23 protein-coding genes are annotated in these 26,996 nt (G+C 65.5%); 17 read left to right on the forward strand and 6 right to left on the reverse strand.

Annotated elements, in window-relative coordinates:
* Positions 1-19: 19 nt before the first annotated feature.
* The 9 genes from urtA (at position 20) to E4487_RS06480 (ending at position 9,252) form a co-directional block, all read left to right on the forward strand.
* Entirely contained in the window at positions 20-1,252 is a 1,233-nt protein-coding gene (gene urtA, locus E4487_RS06440) for an urea ABC transporter substrate-binding protein (RefSeq protein WP_150608098.1), read from the forward strand.
* A 96-nt stretch (positions 1,253-1,348) separates the two neighbouring features.
* Positions 1,349-2,266, forward strand: coding sequence for an urea ABC transporter permease subunit UrtB (urtB, locus tag E4487_RS06445; protein ID WP_047589803.1), 918 nt, complete (start codon positions 1,349-1,351; stop codon positions 2,264-2,266).
* A gap of 93 nt (positions 2,267-2,359) precedes the next feature.
* Entirely contained in the window at positions 2,360-3,535 is a 1,176-nt protein-coding gene (gene urtC, locus E4487_RS06450) for an urea ABC transporter permease subunit UrtC (protein WP_175252974.1), read from the forward strand.
* Positions 3,532-4,293 carry an urea ABC transporter ATP-binding protein UrtD gene (gene urtD / locus E4487_RS06455; protein ID WP_175252975.1) on the forward strand — a complete coding sequence of 254 codons (762 nt, stop codon included), beginning with the start codon at positions 3,532-3,534 and terminating at the stop codon, positions 4,291-4,293. Before urtC ends, urtD begins: the two co-directional genes overlap by 4 nt.
* 63 nt (positions 4,294-4,356) lie before the next feature.
* Positions 4,357-5,046, forward strand: a complete 690-nt coding sequence (gene urtE, locus E4487_RS06460; RefSeq protein WP_037046284.1) for an urea ABC transporter ATP-binding subunit UrtE — start codon at positions 4,357-4,359, stop codon at positions 5,044-5,046.
* 327 nt (positions 5,047-5,373) lie between these two features.
* A complete protein-coding gene (fmdA, locus tag E4487_RS06465; protein WP_037046287.1) occupies positions 5,374-6,603 on the forward strand; it encodes a formamidase in 1,230 nt (409 codons plus the stop codon).
* Between the two features lie 59 nt (positions 6,604-6,662).
* Entirely contained in the window at positions 6,663-7,010 is a 348-nt protein-coding gene (locus tag E4487_RS06470; protein WP_134676905.1) for a zinc ribbon domain-containing protein, read from the forward strand.
* Between the two features lie 108 nt (positions 7,011-7,118).
* Positions 7,119-8,162, forward strand: coding sequence for an aliphatic amidase (locus tag E4487_RS06475; protein WP_175252976.1), 1,044 nt, complete (start codon positions 7,119-7,121; stop codon positions 8,160-8,162).
* Positions 8,163-8,217: 55 nt separating this feature from the next.
* Positions 8,218-9,252: an AAA family ATPase gene (locus E4487_RS06480; protein ID WP_175252977.1), complete on the forward strand. Its 1,035-nt coding sequence runs from the start codon at positions 8,218-8,220 to the stop codon at positions 9,250-9,252.
* Between the two features lie 175 nt (positions 9,253-9,427).
* On the opposite strand, the gene E4487_RS06485 is transcribed toward E4487_RS06480, so the two are convergent.
* Entirely contained in the window at positions 9,428-11,011 is a 1,584-nt protein-coding gene (locus E4487_RS06485; protein WP_037046300.1) for a peptide chain release factor 3, read from the reverse strand.
* A gap of 237 nt (positions 11,012-11,248) precedes the next feature.
* Between E4487_RS06485 and E4487_RS06490 the strand changes: the two genes are divergently transcribed.
* From E4487_RS06490 to E4487_RS06515, 6 genes are all read left to right on the forward strand, one after another.
* Positions 11,249-13,780, forward strand: a complete 2,532-nt coding sequence (locus E4487_RS06490; protein ID WP_175252978.1) for a sulfite reductase flavoprotein subunit alpha — start codon at positions 11,249-11,251, stop codon at positions 13,778-13,780.
* 457 nt (positions 13,781-14,237) lie between these two features.
* On the forward strand, positions 14,238-15,401 hold the full coding sequence (locus E4487_RS06495) for a type III PLP-dependent enzyme (protein WP_037046306.1): 1,164 nt from the start codon (positions 14,238-14,240) through the stop codon (positions 15,399-15,401).
* Between the two features lie 127 nt (positions 15,402-15,528).
* Positions 15,529-16,197, forward strand: coding sequence for a Fe2+-dependent dioxygenase (locus tag E4487_RS06500; RefSeq protein ID WP_175252979.1), 669 nt, complete (start codon positions 15,529-15,531; stop codon positions 16,195-16,197).
* A 19-nt stretch (positions 16,198-16,216) separates the two neighbouring features.
* Positions 16,217-17,329 carry an alpha-hydroxy acid oxidase gene (locus E4487_RS06505; RefSeq protein ID WP_175252980.1) on the forward strand — a complete coding sequence of 371 codons (1,113 nt, stop codon included), beginning with the start codon at positions 16,217-16,219 and terminating at the stop codon, positions 17,327-17,329.
* A gap of 248 nt (positions 17,330-17,577) precedes the next feature.
* Positions 17,578-19,782, forward strand: a complete 2,205-nt coding sequence (locus E4487_RS06510) for a TonB-dependent siderophore receptor (RefSeq protein ID WP_175252981.1) — start codon at positions 17,578-17,580, stop codon at positions 19,780-19,782.
* A 166-nt stretch (positions 19,783-19,948) separates the two neighbouring features.
* A complete protein-coding gene (locus E4487_RS06515; RefSeq protein WP_037046316.1) occupies positions 19,949-20,692 on the forward strand; it encodes a 5-oxoprolinase subunit PxpA in 744 nt (247 codons plus the stop codon).
* Here the strand turns inward: E4487_RS06515 and E4487_RS06520 are convergent.
* Positions 20,674-20,976, reverse strand: coding sequence for a DUF2218 domain-containing protein (locus tag E4487_RS06520; protein WP_037046322.1), 303 nt, complete (start codon positions 20,974-20,976; stop codon positions 20,674-20,676). The genes E4487_RS06515 and E4487_RS06520 overlap by 19 nt on opposite strands.
* Before the next feature lie 49 nt (positions 20,977-21,025).
* A complete protein-coding gene (locus E4487_RS06525; protein WP_175252982.1) occupies positions 21,026-21,667 on the reverse strand; it encodes an NAD(P)-dependent oxidoreductase in 642 nt (213 codons plus the stop codon).
* Positions 21,668-21,767: 100 nt separating this feature from the next.
* Here E4487_RS06525 and E4487_RS06530 point away from each other — a divergent pair, with 100 nt between their 5' ends.
* Together E4487_RS06530 and E4487_RS06535 are read left to right on the forward strand one after the other, a co-directional pair.
* Entirely contained in the window at positions 21,768-22,658 is an 891-nt protein-coding gene (locus E4487_RS06530; protein WP_175252983.1) for a LysR family transcriptional regulator, read from the forward strand.
* 69 nt (positions 22,659-22,727) lie between these two features.
* Complete coding sequence (locus E4487_RS06535; protein ID WP_134676899.1) at positions 22,728-23,615, forward strand: PA4780 family RIO1-like protein kinase; 888 nt, start codon at positions 22,728-22,730, stop codon at positions 23,613-23,615.
* Positions 23,616-23,743: 128 nt separating this feature from the next.
* Here E4487_RS06535 and cueR read toward each other — a convergent pair whose 3' ends face one another.
* The 3 genes from cueR to E4487_RS06550 all read right to left on the reverse strand — a co-directional run bounded on the left by cueR (position 23,744) and on the right by E4487_RS06550 (position 26,992).
* Entirely contained in the window at positions 23,744-24,169 is a 426-nt protein-coding gene (gene cueR, locus E4487_RS06540) for a Cu(I)-responsive transcriptional regulator (RefSeq protein WP_037046334.1), read from the reverse strand.
* Positions 24,166-26,535, reverse strand: coding sequence for a heavy metal translocating P-type ATPase (locus E4487_RS06545; RefSeq protein WP_175252984.1), 2,370 nt, complete (start codon positions 26,533-26,535; stop codon positions 24,166-24,168). Before E4487_RS06545 ends, cueR begins: the two co-directional genes overlap by 4 nt.
* 64 nt (positions 26,536-26,599) lie before the next feature.
* Positions 26,600-26,992, reverse strand: a complete 393-nt coding sequence (locus E4487_RS06550) for a hypothetical protein (RefSeq protein ID WP_152490085.1) — start codon at positions 26,990-26,992, stop codon at positions 26,600-26,602.
* Between the last annotated feature and the right edge of the window lie 4 nt (positions 26,993-26,996).

Below are 26,996 nucleotides of genomic sequence, written 5' to 3' on the forward strand. Positions count from 1 at the left end.
CCAGCACAGGAGCACGACCATGGATTCTCAACCGATTCGACTTCTTCCCCGCCGGCTGGCGCTAGGGGCTGCGGCGCTCTCGCTGCTGGCTGCCAGCCTGTTCAGCCATGTCGCCAGCGCCGAGGTCAACACCACCGGCCTGGCCGTCACCGACAGCGAGGTCACGGTCGGCATCCTGCACTCGGCGACCGGCACCATGGCCATTTCCGAAACCGGTTCGATCCAGGCCGAGCGCCTGGCCATCGAGCAGATCAACGCCAGCGGCGGGATCCTCGGCCGGCAGATCAAGGTCATCCAGGAAGATGGGGCTTCCGACTGGCCGACCTTCGCCGAGAAGGCGCGCAAGCTGCTGGTCGGCGACAAGGTCGCGACCGTGTTCGGCTGCTGGACCTCGGCATCGCGCAAGGCCGTGCTGCCGGTGTTCGAGAAGGAAAACGGCCTGCTCTACTACCCGACCTTCTACGAGGGCCTGGAGCAGTCGAAGAACGTCATCTACACCGGCCAGGAAGCGACCCAGCAGATCCTCGCCGGCCTCGACTGGGTGGCCAAGGAGAAGGGCGCCAAGACCTTCTACCTGATCGGTTCGGACTACATCTGGCCTCGTACCTCGATGAAGATCGCGCGCAAGCACATCGAGAATGTGCTCGGCGGCAAGGTGGTCGGCGAGGAGTACTACCCGCTGGGCAACACCCAGTTCGGCTCGCTGATCAACAAGGTCAAGCTGAAGAAGCCTGACGTGGTCTTCTCCGCCGTGGTCGGTGGTTCCAACGTGGCGTTCTACAAGCAGATGAAGGCCGCCGGCGTGACCTCCGCCAAGCAGACCCTGCTGACCCTGTCGGTCACCGAGGACGAGCTGCTGGGCATCGGCGGCGAGAACATGGAGGGCTTCTACGCCTCGATGAAGTACTTCCAGAGCCTGGACAACCCGAACAACGCCGCCTTCGTCGAAGCCTTCAAGGCCAAGTACGGCAAGGATGCGGTGATCGGCGACGTGACCCAGGCCGCCTACCTCGGCCCGTGGCTGTGGAAGGCTGCGGTGGAGAAGGCCGGCAGCTTCGACATCGACAAGGTGGTCGCCGCCTCTCCGGGCATCGAGCTGGGCACCGCGCCGGAAGGCTACGTCAAGGTGCACGACAACCATCACCTGTGGAGCAAGACGCGCATCGGTGAAGTGCAGAAGGACGGCCAGTTCAAGGTGGTCTACGAGTCCGACCTGATCGAGCCGAACCCCTTCCCGGAAGGCTACCAGTAACAGCAGCGACGAGCTGCAAGCCGCAGGCGGCAAGTGGAGGGTGCTCTGCTTGCCGTTTGAAGCTTGAGGCTTGCAACTTCTTTTGAGGGCGCTTCTATGGAATGGCTATCTGAATTCGGCGCCATCGCAGCCATGCAGGGTTTCAACGGCTTGTCCGTGTTCTGCGTGCTGCTGCTGATGGCGCTGGGGCTGGCGATCATCTTCGGCCAGATGGGCGTGATCAACATGGCGCATGGCGAGTTCCTCACCATCGGCGCCTACACCACGTTCGTGGTATCGACACTCACCGAGCAATACGCTCCGGCCTTCGGGCCTTACTACTTCTTCCTCGCGATCATCCTCTCGTTCTTCATCGCCGGGGCCATTGGCTGGCTGGTGGAGTGGGCGATGATCAGCAAGCTCTACCAGCGCCCGCTGGACACCCTGCTGGCCACCTGGGGCCTGTCGCTGGTGATGCAGCAGGGCTTTCGCTCGATCTTCGGCGCCCGCGAGGTCGGCGCCACGCTGCCGGAATGGCTGATGGGCTCGTGGAACCCCACCGAAGCCATCGACATTCCGCGCAATGGCCTGTTCGTCATGGGCCTGACCCTGCTGCTCACCGCGCTGCTGTTTGTGATGCTGTACCGCTCGCGCTGGGGCCTGCAGGTGCGCGCCACGGTGCAGAACCGGGTGATGGCACGGGCCGTGGGCATCAACACCAAGCGCGTCGACCGCATGACCTTCGCCCTCGGCTGTGGCGTCGCCGGCGTGGCGGGCGCGGCGTTCACCACCATCGGCTCGACCGGGCCAACGGCCGGTTCGCTGTACATCGTCGACACCTTCCTGGTGGTGGTATTCGGCGGCGCTTCCAGCCTGCTCGGCACCATCGCCTCGGCATTCAGCATTGCCCAGGCGCAGTCGCTGCTGGAGTTCTTCACCAGCGGATCGATGGCCAAGGTGCTGACCCTGTCCGCCGTGGTGCTGATCCTGATGCTGCGCCCGCAGGGGTTGTTCTCGAGCAAGGTGCGCAAATGAACCCTGGTGCTTTCGCAGGAGCCCGCTCGCGGGCGATCAGGGACCGCAGGATCGCCAGCAAGCTGGCTCCTACAGTGATTTGAGGACGCGGACATGAACAAGACACTCGACAAACTGCTCGGCGGCAAGCAGGGGGCCATCGGCCTGGCGCTGCTCGCGGCGCTGATCCTGGTGGTGTTCCCGCTGGCGCTCGATGCCTTCCGCCTGAACATGGTGGGCAAGTACCTGACCTACGCCTTCGTCGCCGTCGGCCTGGTGCTGTGCTGGGGCTATGGCGGCATCCTCAGCCTCGGCCAGGGCATCTTCTTCGGCCTCGGCGGCTACTGCATGGCGATGTTCCTCAAGCTCGAGGCGTCCGACCCGGAGAGCACCAAGATCCAGTCCACACCGGGCATCCCGGACTTCATGGACTGGAACCAGATCACCGAACTGCCGCTGCTCTGGGAGCCGTTCCACAGCCTGGGCTTCACCCTGGTCGCCGTGGTCGCGGTGCCGGTGCTGCTGGCGCTGGTGATCGGCCTGGCGATGTTCAAGCGCCGCGTCGGTGACGTGTATTTCTCCATCGTCACCCAGGCCATCGCGCTGATCCTCACCGTGCTGATCATCGGCCAGCAGGGCCTCACCGGCGGGGTCAACGGCATCACCGACCTGCGCACGCTCAAGGGCTGGGACATCCGCACCGACGAAGCCAGGCTGATCCTCTACTTCGTCAGCGCAGCGCTGCTGATCGGCTGCATCCTCATCGCCCGTTTCATCGTCGCTTCCAAGCTGGGGCGCCTGCTGCTGGCGATGCGCGACAAGGAAGAGCGGGTGCGCTTCTCCGGTTACGACGTGGCCAGCTTCAAGATCTTCGTGTTCTGCGTCGGCGCCGCCTTCGCCGGTATCGGCGGGGCCATGTTCACCTTGCAGGTGGGCTTCATGTCGCCCAGCTTCGTCGGCATCGTGCCGTCGATCGAGATGGTCATCTTCGCCGCGGTCGGCGGGCGCCTGTCGCTGCTCGGCGCAGTGTATGGCGCGCTGCTGGTCAACTTCGGCAAGACCTACTTCTCCGAGAGCTTTCCCGAACTGTGGCTGTACCTGATGGGCGGGTTGTTCATCGTCGTGGTCATGTACTTCCCCAACGGTCTCGCCGGCCTGTGGGACAGCCACGGCAAGCGCTGGCTGGCACGCCTCAGGCGCAAACCCCAGGCCCGGGTCGCCGCGCAACCTGCGGCTAGGAGCGTCGCTGCAAGCAAACGTCCCGCCCCTGAACTGGAGACCACGCCATGAACAGCCCAGCAGGCTTCCAGGCCGCCAAGCCGGTACTGGCCATCGAGGGACTGACCGTGTCCTTCGACGGCTTCAAGGCGGTCAACGACCTCAACCTGTATGTCGACCGCAACGAGGTGCATGTGGTGATCGGCCCCAACGGCGCTGGCAAGACCACGGTGCTCGACCTGATCTGCGGCAAGACCCGCGCCACCGCCGGCAGCATCGCCTTCGACGGGCGCGAGCTGACCCGCATGCGCGAGTACGACATCGTGCGTGCCGGCGTCGGGCGCAAGTTCCAGAACCCGTCGATCTACGAGAACCTGACGGTATTCGAGAACCTGGAGATGTCCTATCCGGCCGGGCGCAAGGTGTTCGGCGCGCTGTTCTTCAAGCGCTCGCGGGAGGTGATCGAACGGGTCGAGCAGGTGGCGCAGGAGATCATGCTCGGCGAACACCTGCACCGCCAGGCCGACCTGCTTTCCCACGGGCAGAAGCAGTGGCTGGAGATCGGCATGCTGCTGATGCAGGACCCGCAGCTGCTGATGCTCGACGAGCCGGTGGCCGGCATGAGCGTGAGCGAGCGGGTGGCGACGGCCGAGTTGCTCAACCGTATCAGCCAGGGGCGCTCGGTGCTGGTCATCGAGCACGACATGGAGTTCGTCAAGAGCATCGCCCACCGCGTCACCGTGCTGCACCAGGGCAAGGTGCTGGCCGAGGGCAGCATGGAGGCGGTGCAGAGCAATCCCAAGGTCATCGAGGTGTACCTGGGGCATTGATCCCGGTCGCGCGTATCTGTAGCCCGGAGGCAATCCGGGGGCATGTCCAGCAAGGAGTCATTTATGTTCCAGATCAGCAACCTCGCCTCGGGCTATGGCCAGAGCCAGATCCTCCATGAACTCAACCTCGATGTGGCGAAGAAGGAAATCGTCGCGGTGATGGGCCGCAACGGCATGGGCAAGACCACCCTGTTCAAGAGCCTGATGGGCATCCTGCCGCAATGGGGCGGGCAGATCCGCGTCGATGGCAAGGACGTGTCGCAGCTGGAAACCCACCAGCGGGTGGAGAGCGGCATCGCCTACGTGCCACAGGGGCGGATGATCTTCTCGCACATGACCGTGCTGGAGAACATCCAGACCGGCCTGCCGGCCTCCGCCGGCGGCAAGGTACCGGATGACCTCTATGCGCTGTTCCCGGTGCTGCATGACATGCGCCACCGCAAGGGCGGCAACCTGTCCGGTGGCCAGCAGCAACAGCTGGCCATCGCCCGGGCGCTGGCGACCAATCCCAAGGTGCTGTTGCTCGACGAGCCGACCGAGGGCATCCAGCCGTCGATCATCAAGGACATCGCCCGCAGCCTGAAGGAGATCCGCAACATGCGTGATCTGACCATCGTCGTCTCCGAGCAGGTGCTGTCGTTCACCATGGAAATCGCCGACCGCTTCCTGGTCATCGAGAAGGGCAAGTTCGTGGTCGAGGAGAGCCGCGACCAGGTCGACGAGGCGAGCATCAGTCGTTATCTGTCGGTGTGACTTTCTTGCCCTCTCCCTAACCCTCTCCCGCAAGCGGGAGAGGGGACTGTTCGGTGGTGTGCCATTTCGCACCGCGTGCTGCTCCCCTCTCCCATTCATGGGAGAGGGGTTGGGGGAGAGGGTAGTGGCTCCCGCTTTACGGTCACTGTGTTCTCCATGCAGTGGCCGCTTTTTCGCGTCCGCGAAAAATGCCTGCAGGCCCCGTGAGGTCGGCGTTCCGGGCATACGTCATCCAACGTATTTGCCGATTTCCCCGCGCGCTTGAGACTGGCTGCGTACCCGGCACACAGCGGCCGGCATTCCTCACAGGTCCCATGGAGCTATGTCATGACCGATACCCTGATCAAGGTCGACCTCAACCAGGCCGCCACCGAGAACGAGCAAGTCCACAACCGCTGGCACCCGGACATCCCGATGGCCTGCTGGGTAAATCCGGGCGATGACTTCATCCTCGAGACCTACGACTGGACCGGCGGCGCGATCAAGAACGATGACGATGCCTCGGACGTGCGCGACGTCGACCTCTCCACCGTGCACTACCTGTCCGGTCCGGTGGGCGTGAAAGGGGCCGAGCCGGGCGATCTGCTGATCGTCGAGCTGCTCGACATCGGCGCCAAGCAGGACATGCTCTGGGGCTTCAACGGTTTCTTCTCGCAGAGCAATGGCGGCGGCTTCCTCACCGATCACTTCCCGGCGGCGCAGAAGTCGATCTGGGACTTCGAGGGCATGTTCACCAAGAGCCGGCACATCCCCGGCGTGCGCTTCGCCGGCCTGATCCATCCCGGCCTGATCGGTTGCCTGCCGGATCACAAGATGCTCGCCGACTGGAACAAGCGCGAGCAGGCGCTGATCGACACCAACCCGACCCGCGTACCGCCGCTGGCCAACCCGCCGTTTGCCGCCACCGCGCACATGGGCAAGCTCAAGGGCGATGCCCGCGACATGGCCGCCGCCACCGGCGCGCGCACCGTGCCGCCACGCGAGCATGGCGGCAACTGCGACATCAAGGACCTGTCGCGTGGTTCGAAGATCTTCTTCCCGGTCTATGTCGACGGCGCCGGCCTGTCGGTCGGTGACCTGCACTTCAGCCAGGGCGATGGCGAGATCACCTTCTGCGGCGCCATCGAGATGGCCGGCTGGGTGCACATGAAGGTCGAGCTGATCAAGGGCGGCATGGCCAAGTACGGCATCAAGAACCCGATCTTCAAACCCAGCCCGATCGTGCCCACCTACAACAACTTCCTGATCTTCGAAGGCATCTCGGTGGACGACGACGGCAAGCAGCACTACCTCGACGTCAACCTGGCCTACAAGCAGGCCTGCCTGAACGCCATCAACTACCTGAAGAAGTTCGGCTACAGCGGCGCGCAGGGTTACTCGCTGCTGGGTTCGGCACCGGTGCAGGGGCATATCAGCGGGGTGGTCGACATCCCCAACGCCTGCGCCACGCTGTGGTTGCCGACCGATATCTTCGAGTTCGACATCAACCCCAGCGCCAGCGGCCCGACCCGGTTCCTCGACGGCAGCATCGACATGCCCATCGCCTACGACAAGTGATGCCACTCCCCCTCTCCTGCATGCGGGGGAGGGGCCCTGGTCTTTCGAGGAATGCCGTCATGCCCATCTACGAATACGACTGCCCGCACTGCGGCGACTTCACCGTGCTGCGGCCAATGGCCGAGCGCGACCAGGCCTGCGCCTGCCCGTACTGCGACACCGCCAGCGAGCGGGTGATCCTCAGCGCGCCGGGCCTGTCGACCCTGCCGGGCAGCCAGCGCCGCGCCCATGAAAGCAACGAGCGCAGCGCCAACGCGCCGATGAATCTCGACGAGTACAAGGCCAGCCGCAAGCATCCGGCCGGTTGCAGCTGCTGCGGCCCGAGCAAGCCGGTGCAGCGCACCAAGGCCAACCCGCACGGCCTCAAGGCCAGCCCATCGGCACGGCCGTGGATGATCAGCCACTGACGGCCGGACGTTCCCGTAGGAGCGGCTTCAGCCGCGAAGAACGACCACTCGAAGAAAATTCGCGGCTGAAGCCGCTCCTGCGAAGTACATCGCAAACGGAGGTTTTCCATGCGCCACGGCGACATTTCCAGCAGCCCCGATACCGTCGGCGTTGCTGTCGTCAACTACAAGATGCCGCGTCTGCACAGCAAGGCCGAGGTGCTCGACAACGCGCGCAAGATCGCCGAGATGATCAAGGGCATGAAGCTCGGCCTGCCCGGCATGGACCTGGTGGTGTTCCCCGAGTACAGCACCATGGGCATCATGTACGACAGGGACGAGATGATGGCCACCGCCGCCGCCATCCCCGGCGAGGAGACCGCGATCTTCTCCGCCGCCTGCCGCGAGGCGAAAACCTGGGGCATCTTCTCGCTCACTGGCGAGCGCCACGAAGAGCATCCGCACAAGGCGCCCTACAACACCCTCGTCCTGATCGATGACCAGGGCGAGATCGTGCAGAAGTACCGCAAGTGCATTCCCTGGTGCCCCATCGAGGGCTGGTATCCGGGCGACCGCACCTATGTCTCCACTGGCCCCAAGGGCATGAAGATCAGCCTGATCATCTGCGATGACGGCAACTACCCGGAAATCTGGCGCGATTGCGCGATGAAGGGCGCCGAGCTGATCGTGCGCTGCCAGGGCTACATGTACCCGGCCAAGGAGCAGCAGGTGCTGATGGCCAAGACCATGGCCTGGGCCAACAACTGCTATGTGGCGGTGGCCAACGCCAGCGGCTTCGACGGTGTGTACAGCTACTTCGGCCACTCCGCGTTGATCGGTTTCGACGGTCGCACCCTGGGCGAGTGCGGCGAAGAGGAAATGGGCATCCAGTACGCCCAGCTGTCGGTGTCGCAGATCCGCGATGCGCGGGCCAATGACCAGTCGCAGAACCACCTGTTCAAGCTGCTGCACCGTGGCTACACCGGCGTCTACAACTCCGGGGATGGCGACAAGGGCGTGGCCGACTGCCCGTTCGAGTTCTACCGCACCTGGGTGTTGGACGCGCAGAAGGCCCAGGAGGATGTGGAGAAAATGACCCGCTCGAGCATCGGCGTGGCCGACTGCCCGGTGGCAGAACTGCCGCATCCGGGCAAGGAACGCACGGCTGGCTGATCGCCCGTAGGAGCCGGCTTGCCGGCGATGCCTTTGTCTCTATGGAATAAACGAGATGCCCTTCGCCAACGACCTGATCGACAGCAACCGCGAGCGTCTGGATGAACAGGGCGTTGCTCGCCTGCAGTCGCGTTTCCTCTTCGAGCCGGCAGCGGTCATGGCGTTGCTGCGCTCGCGCATCGTCGGCCAGGACGCCGTGCTGGCGCAGGTCGAGGCCATGCTCAAGGTGGTCAAGGTCGATATCGGTGAGCGCGAGCGGCCGCTGGCGGTCAACCTGTTCATGGGCCCGACCGGTGTCGGCAAGACCGAGATCGTGCGCCTGCTGGCCCAGGCCATTCACGGCCGCGCCGACGCGATGTGCCGCATCGACATGCACACCCTGGCCCAGGAGCATTACGCTGCGGCGCTGACCGGCGCGCCACCGGGTTACGTCGGCAGCAAGGAGGGCACCACGTTGTTCGATGGCGAAGCCATCGCCGGCAGTTTCGGGCGACCCGGTATCGTGCTGTTCGACGAGCTGGAGAAGGCCAGCGCGGAAGTGCTGCGCAGCCTGCTCGGCATTCTCGAACATGGCCGGCTGACTCTGACGGCCGGGAGCCGCACCCTGGATTTCCGCAACAGCCTGATCTTCATGACCAGCAATGTCGGGGCGCAGCAGGCGCAGCGCTACCGTGAGCGCTTCAGTCGTGGCTGGCGGCGCTGGCTGGGCCTGGCACCGAAGGGGGAGGCGGCGCTGCTGGAGCAGGTGCTGCACCAGCGTTTCGAGCCGGAATGGCTCAACCGTATCGACCGCATCCTGGTGTTCGAGCGGGTCGACGAACGCTGGCTGGACGCCTTGCTGGAGATCGAACTGGACAAGCTGGACCAGCGCCTCGCGCGCCAGGGCCGTTCGCTGCATCTGGAGCCGAGCGCCCGCGCCTGGTTGTGCCGTGAGCACGATGTACGTTTCGGCGCCCGCGCCCTGGCGCGTCGAATACGTACCGAACTGGAACCGGCGATCGCCGATTGCCTGCTGGCAGAGCCGAGCACGGCGCGATTGCTCTGTACCTGCGACCACGATCGCTTGCAGGTAACGCCGCACTCCTGGTAGGAGCCCGCTTGCGGGCGATGCGCTTTCGTCGCCATGATCGCCGGCAAGCCAGCCTCTGCAGTTGCGTAGGGTGGATGACGCTTCATTCATCCACCACCCTGCAACCGCTTCGGTGGATGAAAAGAGCGTCATCCACCCTACAGGTCGGCGTTTTTGGCCTTATGCGGTGCGACGATCAGTGGTGCTCGCGGGTGGCGCGGAATTTGACCTCCGGCCAACGCTCTTCCATCAGGCTGAGGTTGACGCGGGTCGGGGCCAGGTAGGTGAGGTGGCCGCCGCCGTCGACGGCGAGGTTCTCGTAGGCCTTGTCCTTGAACTCCTTGAGCTTCTTCTCGTCGCTGCATTCGATCCAGCGGGCGGACCAGACGTTGATCGCCTCGTACGCGCATTCCACCTTGTATTCCTCTTTCAGGCGGCTGGCGACCACGTCGAACTGCAGCACACCGACCGCACCGAGGATGATGTCGTTGTTGCGCTCGGGGAAGAACACCTGGGTCGCGCCTTCCTCGGCCAGTTCCTGCAGGCCCTGGCGCAGCTGCTTGGATTTCAGCGGGTCCTTCAGGCGTACGCGGCGGAACAGTTCCGGGGCGAAGTGCGGGATACCGGTGAAACCGAGGTTCTCGCCTTCGGTGAAGGTGTCGCCGATCTGGATGGTGCCGTGGTTGTGCAGGCCGATGATGTCGCCGGCATAGGCCTCTTCCAGGTGCTCACGCTCGCTGGAGAAGAAGGTCAGCGCGTCGCCGACGCGCACGTCCTTGCCCAGGCGGGCGTGGCGCATCTTCATGCCCTGGGTGTACTTGCCCGAGCAGATGCGCATGAAGGCGATGCGGTCGCGGTGTTTCGGGTCCATGTTCGCCTGGATCTTGAACACGAAGCCGGAGAACTTCTCCTCGGTCGGCTCCACGCTGCGCTCGTTGGCCACGCGCGCCAGCGGGCGCGGGGCCCAGTCGACCACGGCGTCGAGCACATGGTCGACACCGAAGTTGCCCAGTGCGGTGCCGAAGAATACCGGGGTCATCGCGCCCTTGAGGAAGGCCTCGGGGTCGAACTCGTGGCAGGCCCCCTGGACCAGTTCCAGCTCTTCGACGAAGCGCTCGTACATGTCGCCGAGGTGCGCGCGCGCCTCGTCGGAGTCGAGGCTCTGGATGATCTTGGCTTCGGTGCGCTCATGGCCGTGACCGGGGGTGTAGACGATGATGTAGTCGCCGGTCAGGTGGTAGACGCCCTTGAAGTCCTTGTAGCAGCCGATCGGCCAGGTGATCGGCGCGGCCTTGATGTTGAGCACCGCCTCGATCTCGTCGAGCAGCTCGATGGGGTCGCGGATGTCACGGTCGAGTTTGTTGATGAAGCTGACGATGGGCGTGTCGCGCAGGCGGCAGACATCCATCAGGGCGATGGTCCGCGGCTCGACGCCCTTGCCGCCGTCGAGCACCATCAGCGCCGAGTCCACCGCGGTCAGGGTGCGGTAGGTGTCTTCGGAGAAGTCTTCGTGGCCGGGGGTGTCGAGCAGGTTGATCATGTGCTCGCGGTAGGGGAACTGCATCACCGAGGTGGTGATGGAGATACCGCGCTGCTTCTCCATCTCCATCCAGTCGGACGTGGCATGGCGGTCGGACTTGCGCGACTTCACGGTCCCTGCGACTTCGATGGCCTTGCCCATCAGCAGCAGTTTCTCGGTGATGGTGGTCTTACCGGCGTCCGGGTGGGAAATGATGGCGAACGTGCGGCGCTTGGCGACTTCGGCGGCCTGGGTGGTCATGAATGCGTGCCTGGATGGAATCGTTGAGGGCGCCTTGGCGCCCGGAAAACTGGCGATTATACCGATAACTGCAGGCTCTGGCCGAGGGGCGGCCATCGGGTTTCAGGTGCCCTGGCCGGGCAGGTGAGTCGCGCAGGCTGCGGATGCGTAAAAATCGCGTAAATAAATGGTTATGAAAATTATTCCCATATAGAGTAGCCGCCCGTCGCAAAGGGTCAGGGTAAGGGTGGCGCCGTCGTGTTCAAGAAAATCATCTTCCAGTTGCATTGGTTCTTTGGCATCAGCGCCGGCCTGGTGCTGGCCGTCATGGGCATCACCGGCGCGCTCTACAGTTTCGAGGGCGAGATCACCCGGGCGCTCAATGCCGAGCGCTGGCAGATCGAGCCGAGCGCGCAGGGCCACCTTGCGCCGCGCGAACTGGTGTCACGGATCGAGGCCGCGACCGCTGATCGCGTCACCGGCTTGTGGGTCGATGCCCGGCATGACGGGCCGGGCATGGCCTTTCTCGCGCCGCCGCCAGGCGAGCGACGCGGGCCACGCATCGCGTTCGATCCCTACACCGGCGAGGTGCTGGCCGAGCCGATCGGCCAGGACTTCTTCCACCTGATGCTGATGCTGCACCGCTTCCTGTCGATGGGGGAGGTGGGCAAGCAGATCACCGCCGCCAGCACCCTGGCGCTGATTTTCTTCTGCCTGTCCGGTCTCTACCTGCGCTGGCCGCGCAAGGCTCTGAACTGGCGCACCTGGCTGACCCTGGACTGGAAGAAGAAAGGCCGTGGCTTCAACTGGGACCTGCACGCGGTGGCCGGCACCTGGGTGCTGCTGTTCTACCTCTGCGCGGGGCTCACCGGCCTGTACTGGTCCTATGAGTGGTACCGCGAAGGGCTGACGCGCATGCTCTCCGACACGGCGCCGGAGAAGCGCGGGGAAGGCCGTGGCCGGGGTGGCCGTGACGCGGGCAACGGCCCGGCCCCCGAAGTCGACTACGACGCCGTCTGGCAGAGCATCCAGCAGGCCGCCGGCCCCGGCCTGGTCGCCTGGAACCTGCGCTTGCCAGCCGTGGCCGGGCAGCCGGGGACCGTCTTCTACATACTCGACGGCGCCGATCATGTGCGCGCCTTCAACCAGTTTCAGATCGACCCGAAAAGCGGCGCGGTCAGCCGCCATGAGCGCTATGCCGACAAGAGTTTCAAGGCGCAGCTGCTGGCCAGCGTCTATGCGCTGCATGTCGGCGAGTACTTCGGCATGCCGGGGCGCATCCTGATGATGCTGGCCACGGCGGCCATGCCGCTGTTCTTCATCACCGGCTGGCTGCTGTACCTGGATCGCCGGCGCAAGAAGCGGGCTGCGCTGGCGGCGCGCAGCTCTCTCAAGGACGCGGATTCGGCGGGTGGCTGGCTGGTGGGGTTCGCCAGCCAGAGCGGCTTTGCCGAGCAGCTGGCCTGGCAGAGTGCCGGCCAGTTGCAGGCCGCCGGTATCCCGGTACGGGTCGAGCCGCTGTCACGCCTGGATGCCGACAGCCTGCGCCAGACGCAGAAGGCGCTGTTCGTGGTCAGCACCTTCGGTGATGGCGAGGCGCCGGATGCGGCGCAGGGCTTCGAGCGCAAGGTGCTGGCGGGTTCGGTGCCTCTCGAGCAACTGAGCTATGCGGTGCTGGCGCTGGGTGACCGGCAGTATCAGCACTTCTGTGGCTTCGCTCGGCGCATCAACGCCTGGCTGGGGCTGCAGGGCGCTCGGCCGCTGTTCGACAGCATCGAGGTGGATGGCGCCGATCAGACGGCACTGCAGCGCTGGCAGCAGCAGTTGAGCGACCTGACCGGTGCGGCGCCGATGCGCTTCGAAGAGACGCCCTGGCAGAACTGGACGCTCGCCGAGCGCCGCCTGCTCAACCACGGCAGTCAGGGCGCGCCGGTGTACTTCATCGGCCTGACGCCGCCTGCGCAGAGCGACTGGCAGGCCGGCGACATCCTGGAAATCCGTCCGCGCCACGGGGCCGCCGCCGTGCAGGCCTGGCTGCAACACTCCGGCTTCGACGGCAGCGAGCCGGTGACGCTGGATGGCCAGGCGACCAGCCTGCGTGAAGCCTTGGCCGAGCGCCAGTTGCCGGGCAGCTTCGCCCACCTGGTCGGGCTGCATGCCCAGGCGCTGGTCGATGCCCTGGTACCCCTGGGGGCGCGCGACTACTCCATTGCCTCGGTGGCAGCCGACGCTGTGCTGCAGCTGATCGTGCGCCAGGCCGTACAGGCGGGTGGCCGCCTGGGCCTGGGGTCCGGCTGGCTGAGCGAATACCTGCCTGTGGGCGGGCAACTGCTGGCGCGGGTGCGGCGCAACACCGGTTTCCATCTGCCGGAGGACGATCGTCCGCTGATCCTGATCGGCAATGGCACCGGCCTGGCCGGGCTGCGTTCGTTGCTGCGGGCGCGTGCACTGGCAGGCCAGGGGCGCAACTGGCTGCTGTTCGGCGAGCGCAGTCGTGCCTGCGACTTCTTCTGCGGCGACGAGCTGCAGGCGGCGCTGGAGGCCGGCGATCTGCAGCATCTGGACCTGGCCTTCTCCCGCGATCAGGCCCGCAAGCACTATGTGCAGGACCTGCTGCGCGAGCACAGCGCACGTCTGCAGGCCTGGCTGGACGAGGGCGCGGCGATCTATGTGTGCGGCAGCCTCGACGGCATGGCCGGCGGTGTCGATGTGGCACTGCGTGAGGTGCTCGGCGACGAGTGCGTGCAGCAACTGGTCGAGGACGGACGTTACCGGCGCGACGTGTACTGAATCGAGGTCGTTCCGACGGGGCAATCGGGAGGTCGGCGTGCACCCGGTTGCCATGCCGCTGACATCTCGCTCGTCTAGACTTGGCAGAGGCTGAAAGCCGCGTCCGTTCAGCATTTCCGCCTGTTCTGTGTGATATCCGGAACGTTTGCCAGGGCCGCTTCAGATAGGGGGAATTTCCGGTTGATCTGACGGGCGCATGGTCTTAAAGTCCGCGCCCGAACGTCATGCTGGAAACGATCCATCCGGCTCAAGTACTGACGACGAGAGATCGCTGGTGGCCCACCGCGATCAGTGATGCTCGGCGACATGCCTTGGGAAGTAGGCGAACCAAAGTGGGGAAACTGTCAGACGTTCAGGCTCGCGCGTTGCGCGGCCAGCCCCGACACGTAGCGGAACCTGTCAGGCGTTTCGCTGCCCGAATTCATGTGTTCCTGGTTTTGCCATTGGAGTCCCCAGCATGTCGATCAAGGTCGAAGACTACTACGCACCCGCCACTTTCCAGCGCATGAAGGCATTCGCCGATCAGCACGAGACCCCCTTCGTGGTGATCGACCGGCAGATCATCGCCGATGCCTATGACCAGCTGGGCAACTGCTTCCCGTTCGCCAAGATCTATTACGCGGTCAAGGCCAACCCGGCCATCGAGATCATCGAGCTGCTGCGCGACAAGGGCTCGAGCTTCGACATCGCCTCGATCTACGAGCTGGACAAGGTCATGAGCGCAGGTGTCGGCCCGGAGCGCATCAGCTACGGCAACACCATCAAGAAGTCCCGCGACATTCGCTACTTCTACGACAAGGGCGTGCGCCTGTTCGCCACCGACTCCGAAGCCGACCTGCGCAACATCGCCAAGGCGGCGCCGGGTTCGAAGATCTACGTGCGCATCCTCACCGAAGGTTCGACCAGCGCCGACTGGCCGCTGAGCCGCAAGTTCGGCTGCCAGCCGGACATGGCGCTGGACCTGCTGATCCTGGCCAAGCAGCTGGGCCTGGTGCCGTACGGCATTTCCTTCCATGTCGGTTCGCAGCAGCGCGACATCGACGTGTGGGATGCCGCCATCGCCAAGGTCAAGGTGATCTTCGAGCGTCTCAAGGAAGAAGACGGCATCACCCTGCAGATGATCAACATGGGCGGCGGCTTCCCGGCCAACTACATCCAGCGCACCAACGACCTGGAAACCTACGCCGAGGAGATCACCCGCTTCCTCAAGGAAGACTTCGGTGACGAACTGCCGGAGATCATCCTCGAGCCGGGCCGTTCGCTGATCGCCAACGCCGGCGTGCTGGTCTCCGAAGTGGTGCTGGTGGCGCGCAAGTCGCGTACCGCCGTGGAGCGCTGGGTATACGCCGACGTCGGCAAGTTCAGCGGCCTGATCGAAACCATGGACGAGGCCATCAAGTTCCCCATCTGGACCGAGAAGAAGGGCGAGATGGAGGAAGTGGTGATCGCCGGCCCGACCTGCGACAGCGCCGACATCATGTACGAGAACTACAAGTACGGCCTGCCGCTGAACCTGGCCAGCGGTGATCGCCTGTACTGGCTCTCCACCGGCGCCTACACCACCAGCTACAGCGCCGTGGAGTTCAACGGCTTTCCGCCGCTGAAGTCCTACTACCTGTAAGGCCCTACGCTGTCTGCAAGCGCCCACCTCGTGTGGGCGTTTTCATTTCGGTCGCGCATGGCTGTTGTTTGGTACGCCAGTTATTTAGAATCATTATCACTTTTGGTCTTTGCCCTGGAGCGGCACCATGATGCTGATCATCCCCGATGTGCTCGATGCCGAGCAGTTGCGCGATTGCCGTGCGGCGCTCGAGACCGCGAGCTGGCAGGACGGGCGCCTGAGCGCCGGGCACCAGGCGGTGCACGCCAAGACCAATCAGCAACTGGCGCAGAACGATCCGCTGACGCAGCAGCTCGGCGACTTCCTGCTCGAATGCCTGAGTCGCAACCCGCGCTTCATGGCCGCTGCCCTGCCGCTCAAGGTGGTGCCGCCGCGCTTCAACCGCTATGCCGGCGGAGGCCAGTACGGCGACCACATCGACAATGCGATCTTCAGCGTGCCGGGGACCTCGCAGCGTATCCGCGCCGACCTGTCGGCGACGTTGTTCTTCAACGAACCCGACGAGTACGACGGCGGCGAACTGGTGACGCGCGAGCGGCGGATCAAACTGCCGGCCGGGCACCTGGTGCTGTATTCCAGTGGCAGCCTGCATCGCGTCGAGCCGGTGACTCGCGGTGCGCGTCTGGCCTCGTTCTTCTGGCTGCAGAGCCTGGTGCGTCAGGATGACCAGCGCGAGCTGCTGCTGGAACTCGACGACAGCATCCAGGCGCTGCGCCTGCAGGTGCCGGACTGCCCCGAGCTGCTGCGCCTGACCGGGCTGTATCACAACCTGCTGCGGCAGTGGTCGCAGACCTGAGTCGCCATCGAGAGTCGCCATGCCCCTTGCCCCGCTGCAACAGATTCCCGCTGACATCGCCGCCGTCGGCGACTACCAGGCCTATGCCCGCGAACGCATGAGCGAGCAGGCCTGGGCCTACCTGGCCGGAGGGGCGGCGGATGAGCTGACCCTGCAGGACAATCGCCAGGCGTTCGATCGCCTGCGTCTGCGCAGTCGCGTGCTGCAGGACCTGCGCGGTGGCAACACGCGCCTGCGCCTGTTCGGTCAGGACTACGAGCATCCGATCTTCGTCGCGCCGGTGGCCTATCAGAAGCTGGCCCATGCCGACGGCGAACTGGCCTGCGTGCTGGGCGCCAGCGCGCTGCGTGCCGGCATGGTGGTCAGCACCCAGGCCAGCATCGAGCTGGAAACCATCGCGGCGCAGGCGCAGACGCCGCTGTGGTTCCAGCTGTACATCCAGCCCGATCGTGACTTCACCGCCGCCCTGGTGCGGCGCACCGAAGCCGCCGGTTATCGTGCCCTGGTACTGACGGTGGACGCGCCGGTCAGCGGCATCCGCAACCGTGAGCAGCGCGCGGGCTTCGCCTTGCCCGCCGGTATCGAGGCGGTGAATCTGCGCGGCATGCGCCCGCTGGCGGTCAGCGCCGATCCGTCCGCCAGCAGCCTGTTGCTCGGCGGACCGCTGCTCAACGCTGCGCCGACCTGGGCCGACCTGGCCTGGCTGCGCGCGCAGACGCGCCTGCCGATCCTGCTCAAGGGCATCCTCAGCGCCGCCGATGCCGAGCAGGCGCTGGCGGCTGGGGTCGATGGGCTGATCGTGTCCAACCACGGCGGCCGCACGCTCGATGGCCTGCCGGCGACCATCGAGGCGCTGCCGGAGGTGGCGGCCGCGGTGCAGGGACGTGTGCCGGTGCTGCTCGATGGCGGGATCCGCCGTGGCACCGACATCCTCAAGGCGTTGGCCCTGGGCGCCGACGCGGTGCTGGTGGGCAGGCCGTGCATCTTCGCCCTGGCCGCAGCCGGTGCGGTGGGGGTGGCGCATGTGCTGCAGCTGTTGCGCGCCGAACTGGAGGTGGCGATGGCACTGACCGGCTGCGCCGATTTGGCCAGTATTGGCCCGCAGACGATCTGGACTCCACACAGCTGCTGAGGTCTTTCACGCGCTGCGCAAAGGAACTGCTCCGCCCTGTTGAGCCGTCCGTACGGCAGGTATCAAATAAGAATGCATTTAATAGTGTTTCTTATTTGACATAAATTTATTTACAAATAATATACGTTCTCTTTTAGAGGGCAGGGCCGTTTCAGGCCCTGCGCCAGGGCGTTGTGCGGGGGATTTCTGCGGATTCCTCTGTACATGTTTGTAAATAATTATCATTAGATATTGACAGGTTGTCTCAAATGCGTGCCACGAATTACGATCAGGTTTTGCCCGTCAAACGCGTGCTGGCCACTGCCATCGGCCTGGCCATTGCCTCGCTGACGCTGCCGGCGCTGGCAGACGAGTCGCTCAAGCTGGACAGCGTCACGGTCAAGGGTGAGCAGGAAGGTGACTACAAGACCGAGTCGGTCTCGTCGCCCAAGTACACCGCGCCGCTGCTGGACACCCCGCAGACCGTCACCGTGGTACCGCAGAAGATAATCGCCGAGCAGCAGGCGCTGAGCCTGCGCCAGGTGCTGTCCAACGTTTCCGGCATCACCTTCACCGCCGGTGAGGGTGGTGGTGGTTCCGGTGACAGCATCAACATCCGTGGCTTCAGCGCCAACGCCAACATGCAGATCGACGGCCTGCGCGACAGCGCGCAGACCAACCGCACCGACACCTTCAACATCGAGTCGGTCGAGGTCATCAAGGGCCCCAACTCGGTATTCGGCGGCAGCGGTACCACCGGCGGCAGCATCAACCAGGTGACCAAGGCGCCTCGCCTGCGTGACTTCACCCAGATCGGCGCCAGCATCGGTACCGACAGCTACCGTCGCTTGACCCTGGACAGCAACCAGACCCTCGACGGCCTGGGTACCGACAGTGCCTTCCGGCTCAACCTGATGACGCACGAAAACGACGTGGCCGGCCGCGACGAGATCGACCGCAAGCGTTGGGGCATCGCGCCGTCGCTGGCCCTGGGCCTGAGCGAGGACACCCGCCTGACCCTCAGCTACTTCCACCAGACCGACGACATCCTGCCGGACTACGGTGTGCCGGCCATCGATGGCAAGAAGGTCGCCGGGGTGGACCGCGAGAGTTACTTCGGCTGGAAGAACCTGGACAAGGACGACATCAAGACCGACTCCTTCACCATCAAGCTCGAGCACGCCTTCAACGACAGCCTGAGCCTGCAGAACCTCACCCGCTACAGCCAGATCGACCGCAACACGGTGATCTCCGCCTCGCATGTCAACACCACCGGCGTACCGGCCGGCAACTACCTGCCGGCCGGCCCGCAGGCCTATGGGCGTGACGTGAACAGCAAGATGCTGATCAACCAGACCAACCTGCGTGCCGACTTCGACACCTTCGGTCTGCAGCACAGCCTCTCCACCGGGGTGGAAATCTCCCGCGAGGACTACGACCGCCTGACCTACAACCACGGCCTGGGCACCGCGCTCTACCCGACCGATGGCTATTCGCTGGGCAACCCGCCGGGCTACTGGAACGGTGCGGTCAACAAGACCATGAGCGCGGATTTGTCGACCCGCCTCGACAACCAGGCGGTGTACGTGTTCGACACCATCGCCCTGAACTCCGACTGGGACCTGAGCCTGGGGCTGCGCTACGACTGGATCGAAGGCGACTACAAGAACACCGCGCTGCCGGCCGGCACCCTGACCAAGCTCGACACCCGCGACGAAGAACTCAGCGGGCGCATCGGTCTGGTCTACAAGCCGGTCGACAATGGCCGCATCTACGTGGCCTACGGCACCTCCTTCAACCCGTCGGCCGAATACCTGGCGACCACCGGCAGCGGCGTTTCGGACGCGACCTCAGGCCTCGATCCGGAGAAGAACAAGACCTGGGAGCTGGGTACCAAGTGGGAACTGCTCGACCGTCGCCTGGAGCTGGACGCGGCGATCTTCCGGGTAGAAAAGACCAATGCCCGCGAAACCATGGCTGACGGCAGCACCCAGCTGGCAGGCAAGCAGCGCGTCGAAGGGATCGAGGTGGGGCTGACCGGCCATGTCACCGAGCGCTGGGACGTGTTCGCCAACTACACCGTACTCAGCAGCGAGACCCTCGAAGCGGCCGACACTACCGCCGGCATCGCCCGCGAGGGGCAGGCCCTGGCCAACACGCCGCCGCGTTCGTTCAACCTGTGGACCTCCTACCAGCTGCCGGCCGGCTGGTCGCTGGGTTACGGCGCCCGCTATGTCAGCGAGCGCAACGTCAGCTCCAGCAGCAACGCCAAGCTGGACTCCTACTGGTTGCACAACGCGATGGTCGGCTACAAGGTCAACGACAACGTCGACCTGCAGCTGAACCTCAACAACCTGTTCGACGAAGACTACGTGGAGCGCGTCCGCCAGACGCCGGGCACGGGTGCCCGTTCCTCGGCCATCGAGTACGGCGACGGCCGTTCGGCGATCCTCTCGGCGACCTACAGCTTCTGAGTCCGCCTCCGGCGTGCCGACAGGTACGCCCGGTTGTCCAACGCCCCGGCTGGTCCGGGGCGTTGGCGTTCATGCCGGTTGGAATCAAGTGTGCCAGTGCTCGACGTCACCACGCGGAAGCGGGGCGCGCGCTGGACTTTGCCGGCGTCCGTCTTATGCTGCGTGGATGAAGCGAATACTGCTCAACTGTGACATGGGCGAGGGCTTTGGCGCCTGGCGCATGGGTGACGACGCGCTGGCCATGCCGCTGATCGATCAGGCCAACCTGGCCTGTGGCTTCCACGCGGGCGATCCACTGATCATGGCGCGTAGCGTCGCGCTGGCCATCGAGCATGGCGTGAGCGTCGGTGCACATCCTTCCTACCCCGACCTGCAGGGGTTCGGGAGGCGCCACCTGCAGTGTTCGCCGGAGGAAGTGCGTGCCCTGATGCTGTATCAGATCGGCGCGCTGGATGCCTTCTGCCGTGCTGCGGGCGGCCAGCTGGCCTATGTCAAACCCCATGGCGCGCTGTACAACGACCTGGTGCTCGACGATGCGTTGCTGATGGCGGTGCTCGATGCCTGCGCCAGCTATCGCAGAGGCTTGCCCCTGATGGTGCTGGCCCTGGCCGACAACAGCCGCGAACTGCGCCTGGCGGACGAGGCGGACGTACCGCTGATGTTCGAGGCGTTCGCCGACCGCGCCTATCTCTCCGATGGTCGGCTGGCACCGCGACGTCTCGCGGACGCGGTGCACCAGGACCCTGAACGCATACTGGAGCAGGCCCTGACCATCGCCCGTGGCGAGGCCTTTGCCGACATCGATGGCAAGCCGCTACGCCTGCGTGCGGACAGCCTCTGCGTGCACGGCGACAACCCCGAGTCGCTGGCCGTGCTGCGGCGCCTGCGCGCTCAGCTGGATGCGCTCTGAGGTTGCCAGTCCAGGGTCAGCGCTTCCTGCCAGGCGAACCGCTCGAAGTGGCTGGCGACGACAGCTTGCAGGCGTTGCAGGTCATCCGCGTTGCCACTCTCGACCTGCAGGCGCAAACCCTGTTCTTCGGCCTGCAAGGTGGCCAGGCCCGAGTCGAACTCGATGCGGCCCTGCTGCTCGTCGAAGCTGACTGGAATCTTGTGTGCGAAGTGTTTGCACAGACGGCTGATGTAACGTGCCGGTGTGTCGGTCGCGACGAAGGCACTGCTGCTCAATGGATTCATGGTGACTCCTGATCGGGTGCGCGCTGCGCACCCTGTCTGTGGGCTGAGGTCAGTACGCCAGGGTGAAACGCTGGCGGACGTGCTGTGGCTGTTCCGCTTCGTCGATCAGCGCGACGGCCAGGTCGGCCACGGAGACGCTGCCGGGCTCATCGCCGTTCATCAGCAGCTCGTCGTTGCCGAGGCGGAACTTGCCGGTACGCGGGCCGGGCACGAGCAGGGCGGCCGGCGAGAGGAACGTCCATTCCAGCGCCTGTTCGTCACGCAGCAGGTCGAGGACCTGGCGGGCACCTTCTGCACCTTCCTTGTATTCGGCGGGAAAGTCCGCTGTGTCGATCAGCTGGAGGCCGGGGGCCACGTACAGGCTGCCCGCCCCGCCGACCACCAGCAGGCGCTGGGTGCCCGCCTGCTTGCTCGCCGCGATGATCGAGCGGCTGCCGCTGATGAACTGCTCGCGGATGTCCGCCACACCCCAGCCCGGGTTGAAGGCGCTGATCACCACGTCATGGCCTCGCAGCTGTTCGGCCAGTTTGGCGGTGTCTTGCACGTTCGCCTGTACGGCGCTCAGGCGAGGGTGGGCGGCGAGTTTCTCCGGGTGGCGCACCAGCGCGGTGACCTGATGTCCGCGCTGCAGCGCTTCCTGCAACAGGGGGGCGCCGACATAACCAGTGGCGCCGATCAGAGCGATCTTCATGGGGTGGACCTCGAGTAGTTGGGGTGAACACATGATCGCTGCTGGATAAACCCGGGAAAAAGTGGCTTCATGAACTGGAATAGTTAAGCGGAGCTTCATAATGGAGCAGCTCAAGCGCATGGCGCTGTTCGCCACCGTGGTGGAAAAGGGCTCGATGGTCGGTGCAGGGGAAGCCATGGGCATGTCGGCTTCTGCGGTCAGTCAGCAGGTGCGGCGACTGGAGGAAGCCACGGGGGTCACGCTGTTGCACCGCACCACCCGCAAGCTGACCCTGACCGAGGCCGGCGCAACCTTCTATGACAGTTGTCGACAGATCGTCGAGCTGGCGCAGCGCGCCGAGCAGCGCCTGGCCGAGCAGCGGGATGCGCCGGTCGGGGAGCTGCGCGTCGCGGCCCCGGTCGGCTTTTCCGGGCCGCTGCTGTGCGAGGCGCTGGCCCCACTGCTGAGCGCCCACCCCGGCCTCAGCCTGACGCTGTTCTTTCAGGACGAGCAGATCGATCTGGTCGAGTCGCGCATCGATCTGGCCATCCGCGTCGGGCGCCAGGAGGACTCCAGTCTGGTCGCCCGCTACATCGTCGACTGGCGCATGCTGTTGTGCGCCGCGCCGGCCTACCTGGCGCGTGCCGGTTTGCCGAGCGAGCCGCAGCACCTGCTCAAGCTGGACTGGATCGGCCTGCACCTCGAGCGCATCCAGCACCTGGTATTGCAGGGCCCCGCTGGCGTGCAGCAGCGGCTGCGCCTGGAGAGCCGCGTCACCTGCAACAACATCCTGGCGGCGCGCCAGTTCACCCTGGCCGGCATGGGCGTGTCGTTGCAGCCCGAGGCGGAAATCCGCGGGCTGCTGGCCAGTGGCGAGCTGCTGCCCCTGCTGCCCGACTGGCAGCTGGAACCGGTGGGCCTGTACATCGTCACGCCGCGCCGCGATGCTCAGCCCGCCAAGGTGCGCTATGCCATCGAGGCACTCAGACGGCACCTGATCAATGCGTTATGATCGACTCAGGCTGTGCGAGGATGGCCAATACTCAGATCCCCGGCTAGAAAGGACCCGTGACCCACACCGATGAAGACGCCCAAACGTATTGAACCCTTGGTCGAGGATGGCCTGGTGGACGAAGTGTTGCGACCGCTGATGAGCGGCAAGGAGGCAGCGGTCTATGTGGTGCGTTGCGGCGACGAGCTACGCTGCGCCAAGGTCTACAAGGAGGCCAACAAGCGCAGTTTCCGCCAGGCCTCCGAATATCAGGAGGGGCGCAAGGTGCGTGGCAGCCGTCAGGCGCGCGCCATGGCCAAGGGCAGCAAGTACGGGCGCAAGGAGCAGGAGCAGGCCTGGCAGAATGCCGAGGTCTCGGCACTGTTCCGCCTGGCCAGTGCCGGCGTGCGGGTGCCCAAGCCCTATGACTTTCTCGATGGCGTGCTGTTGATGGAGCTGGTGGACGATGGCGAAGGCGACGTCGCGCCGCGGCTCAATGACGTCGACCTGCACCCGGATGATGCGCGTGAGTTTCACGCCTTCATGATCCAGGAGATCGTCAAGATGCTCTGCGCCGGCCTGGTGCACGGTGATCTCTCGGAATTCAACGTGCTGCTTGGCCCCGAGGGGCCGGTGATCATCGACCTGCCGCAGGCGGTGGATGCGGCGGCCAACAACCATGCCTTCAGCATGCTCGAGCGCGATGTGCGCAACATGGCCGAGTACTTCGGCCAGTTCGCCCCGGAACTCAGGTACACCAAATACGCCAAGGAAATGTGGGCGCTCTACGAGGCCGGCAAGTTGCAGCCGCATACGCAACTGACCGGCGAGTTCGCCGAACCGCAGGACGCCGCCGACATCGATGCGGTCATGCGCGAGATCAAGGCCGCGCTGGCCGAAGAGGCGAAGAAACAGGCTCTGCGCAACGCCGAGGATGAACCCAAGGATACCGAGCCGACGCCACCCTGGATGCGCTGAGGCAATGCCCGGTGCTGATCCGCTGGCATAACATCCGGCTGTTGATCATGACGCTTGTGTGATCGCCCGCAAGCGGGCTCCTACGGCCTTGACGTCAGGCGGAGCCTGGGCCCCGGATTTCATCCGGGCTACGGCGTTTTCGCGTGTCCCTTGGCGCAGCAACTGACACCCTGTTCGATGCCCTGCAGGATCGGGCAGTCCGGCCGCTCGTTGCCCTGGCAACTGGCCGCCAGGTCCACCAGGGTGTCGCGCAGTGCGCTCATCTCGGCGATCTTGCGCGACAGTGTGGCGATGTGTTCCTCGGCCAGTGCCTTGACGTCGGCGCTGGCGCGCTGCTTGTCCTGCCACAGCGCCAGCAGCCTGCCCACTTCGTCCAGCGAGAACCCCAGGTCCCGTGAGCGCTTGATGAAGGTCAGGCGATGCAGGTCGTTGGCGTCGTACTGCCGGTAGCCGCTCTGCGAGCGCCCGGCATGGGGCAGCAGGTCGATGGATTCGTAGTAGCGAATCATCTTGGCGCTGAGGCCGGTGTGCTTGGCGGCTTGGCCGATGTTCATGCCTTGGGTCTCCAGCGGTTCAGCAGCAGGGCGTTGCTCACCACGCTGACACTGGACAGGGCCATTGCCGCGCCGGCGAACATCGGGTTGAGCAGGCCCGCAGCGGCGAGGGGGATGCCGACCAGGTTGTAGATGAAGGCCCAGAACAGGTTCTGGCGGATCTTCGCATAGGTGCGCCGGCTGATGTCCAGGGCCGCCGGCACCAGGCGTGGGTCACCGCGCATCAGGGTGATGCCCGCGGCGTGCATGGCGGCGTCGGTGCCACCGCCCATGGCAATGCCGACGTCGGCGGCGGCCAGCGCCGGGGCGTCATTGATGCCGTCGCCGACCATGGCCACCGTGCCCTGCTGGCGCAGCTCGTCGATCAGGCGCGCCTTGTCCGCCGGGAGCACCTGGGCATGCGGCTGGTCGATGCCCAGGGCGGCTGCCACCGCCGCGACGCTGCCCTGGTTGTCGCCGCTGATCAGGTGGCTGGTGATGCCCTGTTCGCGCAGTTCGGCAATGGCTTCTGCGGCGCCGTGCTTGAGTTGGTCGCCAAACGCCAGCAAGCCGAGCAGGCGCGGGTTGTCGCCGCTTTCGATCAGCCAGGACAGGGTCCGACCTTCGGCTTCCCAGGCGCGGGCGGACTCGCTCAGGGCGCCGGCCTGCAGCTGCTGTTCGTCCAGCAGACGGCTGCTGCCCAGCTGCAGCTGGCGGCCCTCGACCGTGCCGGCGATGCCCCGGCCCGCCAGCGCGCGGCTGTCGCTCACGGCGGGCAGGGCAATGCGCTGCTCGCTGCAGCGTTCCAGCACGGCCTTGGCCAGCGGGTGTTCGCTGCCTTGCTGGAGGCCGCCAGCCAGGCGCAGCAGCGTCTCTTCGCTGGCCTCGGCCAGGCCGACATGGGCGATACGTGGTTTGCCCTCGGTCAGCGTGCCGGTCTTGTCGAAGGCGATGTGGCGCACGTCATGGGCCACCTCCAGCGCTTCGGCATCCTTGATCAGGATGCCGTGGCGAGCGGCGACGCCGGTACCGGCCATGATCGCGGTCGGGGTCGCCAGGCCGAGAGCGCAGGGGCAGGCGATCACCAGCACGGCCACGGCGTTGAGCAGGGCCTGTTCGGCGGAGGCCCCCAAAAGCAGCCAGACCAGCAGCGTGGCCAGTGCCACCAGCAGCACGGCAGGGACGAACACCTGGCTGACCTTGTCCACCAGCTTCTGGATCGGCGCCTTGGCCGCCTGGGCGTCTTCGACCAGGCGGATGATGCGCGCCAGCACCGTTTCCGCGCCGAGGGCGGTGGTCTCCACCAGCAGGCGGCCTTCGCCGTTGATGGCACCGGCGGTGACCTTGTCGCCCGGCTGCTTGGCCACCGGCAGGCTCTCGCCGCTGATCAGCGCTTCGTCGGCGTGGCTGCGGCCTTCCACCACCTGGCCATCCACGGGAAAGCGTTCGCCAGGCCTGACCAGCACCTGGTCACCGAGGGCCAGCGCCTCGATGCTGACCTGCTCCTCGCGGCCATCGATCAGGCGCACGGCGTGATCCGGGCGCAGCGCCTGCAGGGCGCGGATGGCGCTGGCGGTCTGGCGCTTGGCGCGGCTTTCCAGGTACTTGCCGAGCAGGATCAGGCTGATGATCACCGCCGAGGCTTCGAAGTACAGGTGTGGCATCTGCCCGGCGGGTGTCACCGCCCACTGGTAGAGGCTCAGGCCGTAGCCGGCGCTGGTGCCGATGGCCACCAGTTGGTCCATGTTGCCGGCGCGTGCCTTGAGCGCCTGCCAGGCCGCACGGTAGAAGCGGGCGCCGAAGATGAACTGCACGGGGGTGGCGATCAGGAACTGCAGCCAGGCTGGCAGCATCCAGTGCAGGCCGAAGGGTTCGACGAGCATCGGCACCAGCAATGGCAGGGTCAGGGCGATGGCCGCGAACAAGGTGAGGCGCTCGCGGCGCAGGCGCGAGCTGCCATCGTCCGCAGGGGTTTGCTCGTCCACGAGGCTGGCCTGGTAGCCAGCCGCCGCCACGGCTTGCAGTGCCTGCTGCGCGTCGAAACCGGCGACGACCTGCAGGCGTGCCTTCTCGTCCGCGAGGTTGACCGCGACCTGGGTCACGCCCGGCAGCTTGCCGAGTGCACGTTCGATGCGGCCGACGCAGCTGGCGCAGGTCATGCCCTCGATGGCCAGTTCCAGTGCGTGGCCGGGAACGGCGTAGCCGGCCCCTTCGATCGCCTCGATCAGTTGCCCGAGGCTGTCGGCAGGCGCTTCGATGCGTGCCTGCTCGCTGGCCAGGTTGACGGTGGCGCTGGCGACCTCTGGCAGCTTGCGCAGTGCGCGTTCGACACGACCGGCGCAGCTGGCGCAGGTCATGCCCTGGATCGGCAGGTCGAAAGTGGTCATGGACGGGCTCCCGGTAACGTCATGACCACAGGATCAACCTTGACCCCATGGCAAGGTCAAGCGTTCAGTTCAATGCGGGCGCGGCATGCAGTCGCAGGCCGGCGTTGTCCATGGCGATGCGGTAGCGGCGTACTTCGCCGGCATAGAGCTCCAGCGACTGCCCCTCCAGCTGGGCGATGCCATCCTGGCACGGCCCGGTGCCGGTCAGGCCGAGGCGCAGGGACACCTTGCCGGGCGGCAGGTTGAACGCCACCGACTGGCCCTGGTGCAGGCGGGCGGCCATCTGGTCATGCAGGTACAGCGCGACCTCGCAGGTGGTGGCCACCTCCAGCCGTTCGCGTGAAACGATGAGTACCGCGTAGCCCTCGCCCTGGGCGGCCGATGGCAGGGGTGCCAGCGGTTGGGCAAGGGCTGCTGGCGCAAGCAGGGCGGCAAGCAGCAGGTAGGGCAGGCGCATGACG

Origin of the sequence: Pseudomonas sp. BMW13 (assembly GCF_013357275.1) — a bacterium.
GTDB lineage: Bacteria > Pseudomonadota > Gammaproteobacteria > Pseudomonadales > Pseudomonadaceae > Aquipseudomonas > Aquipseudomonas khazarica.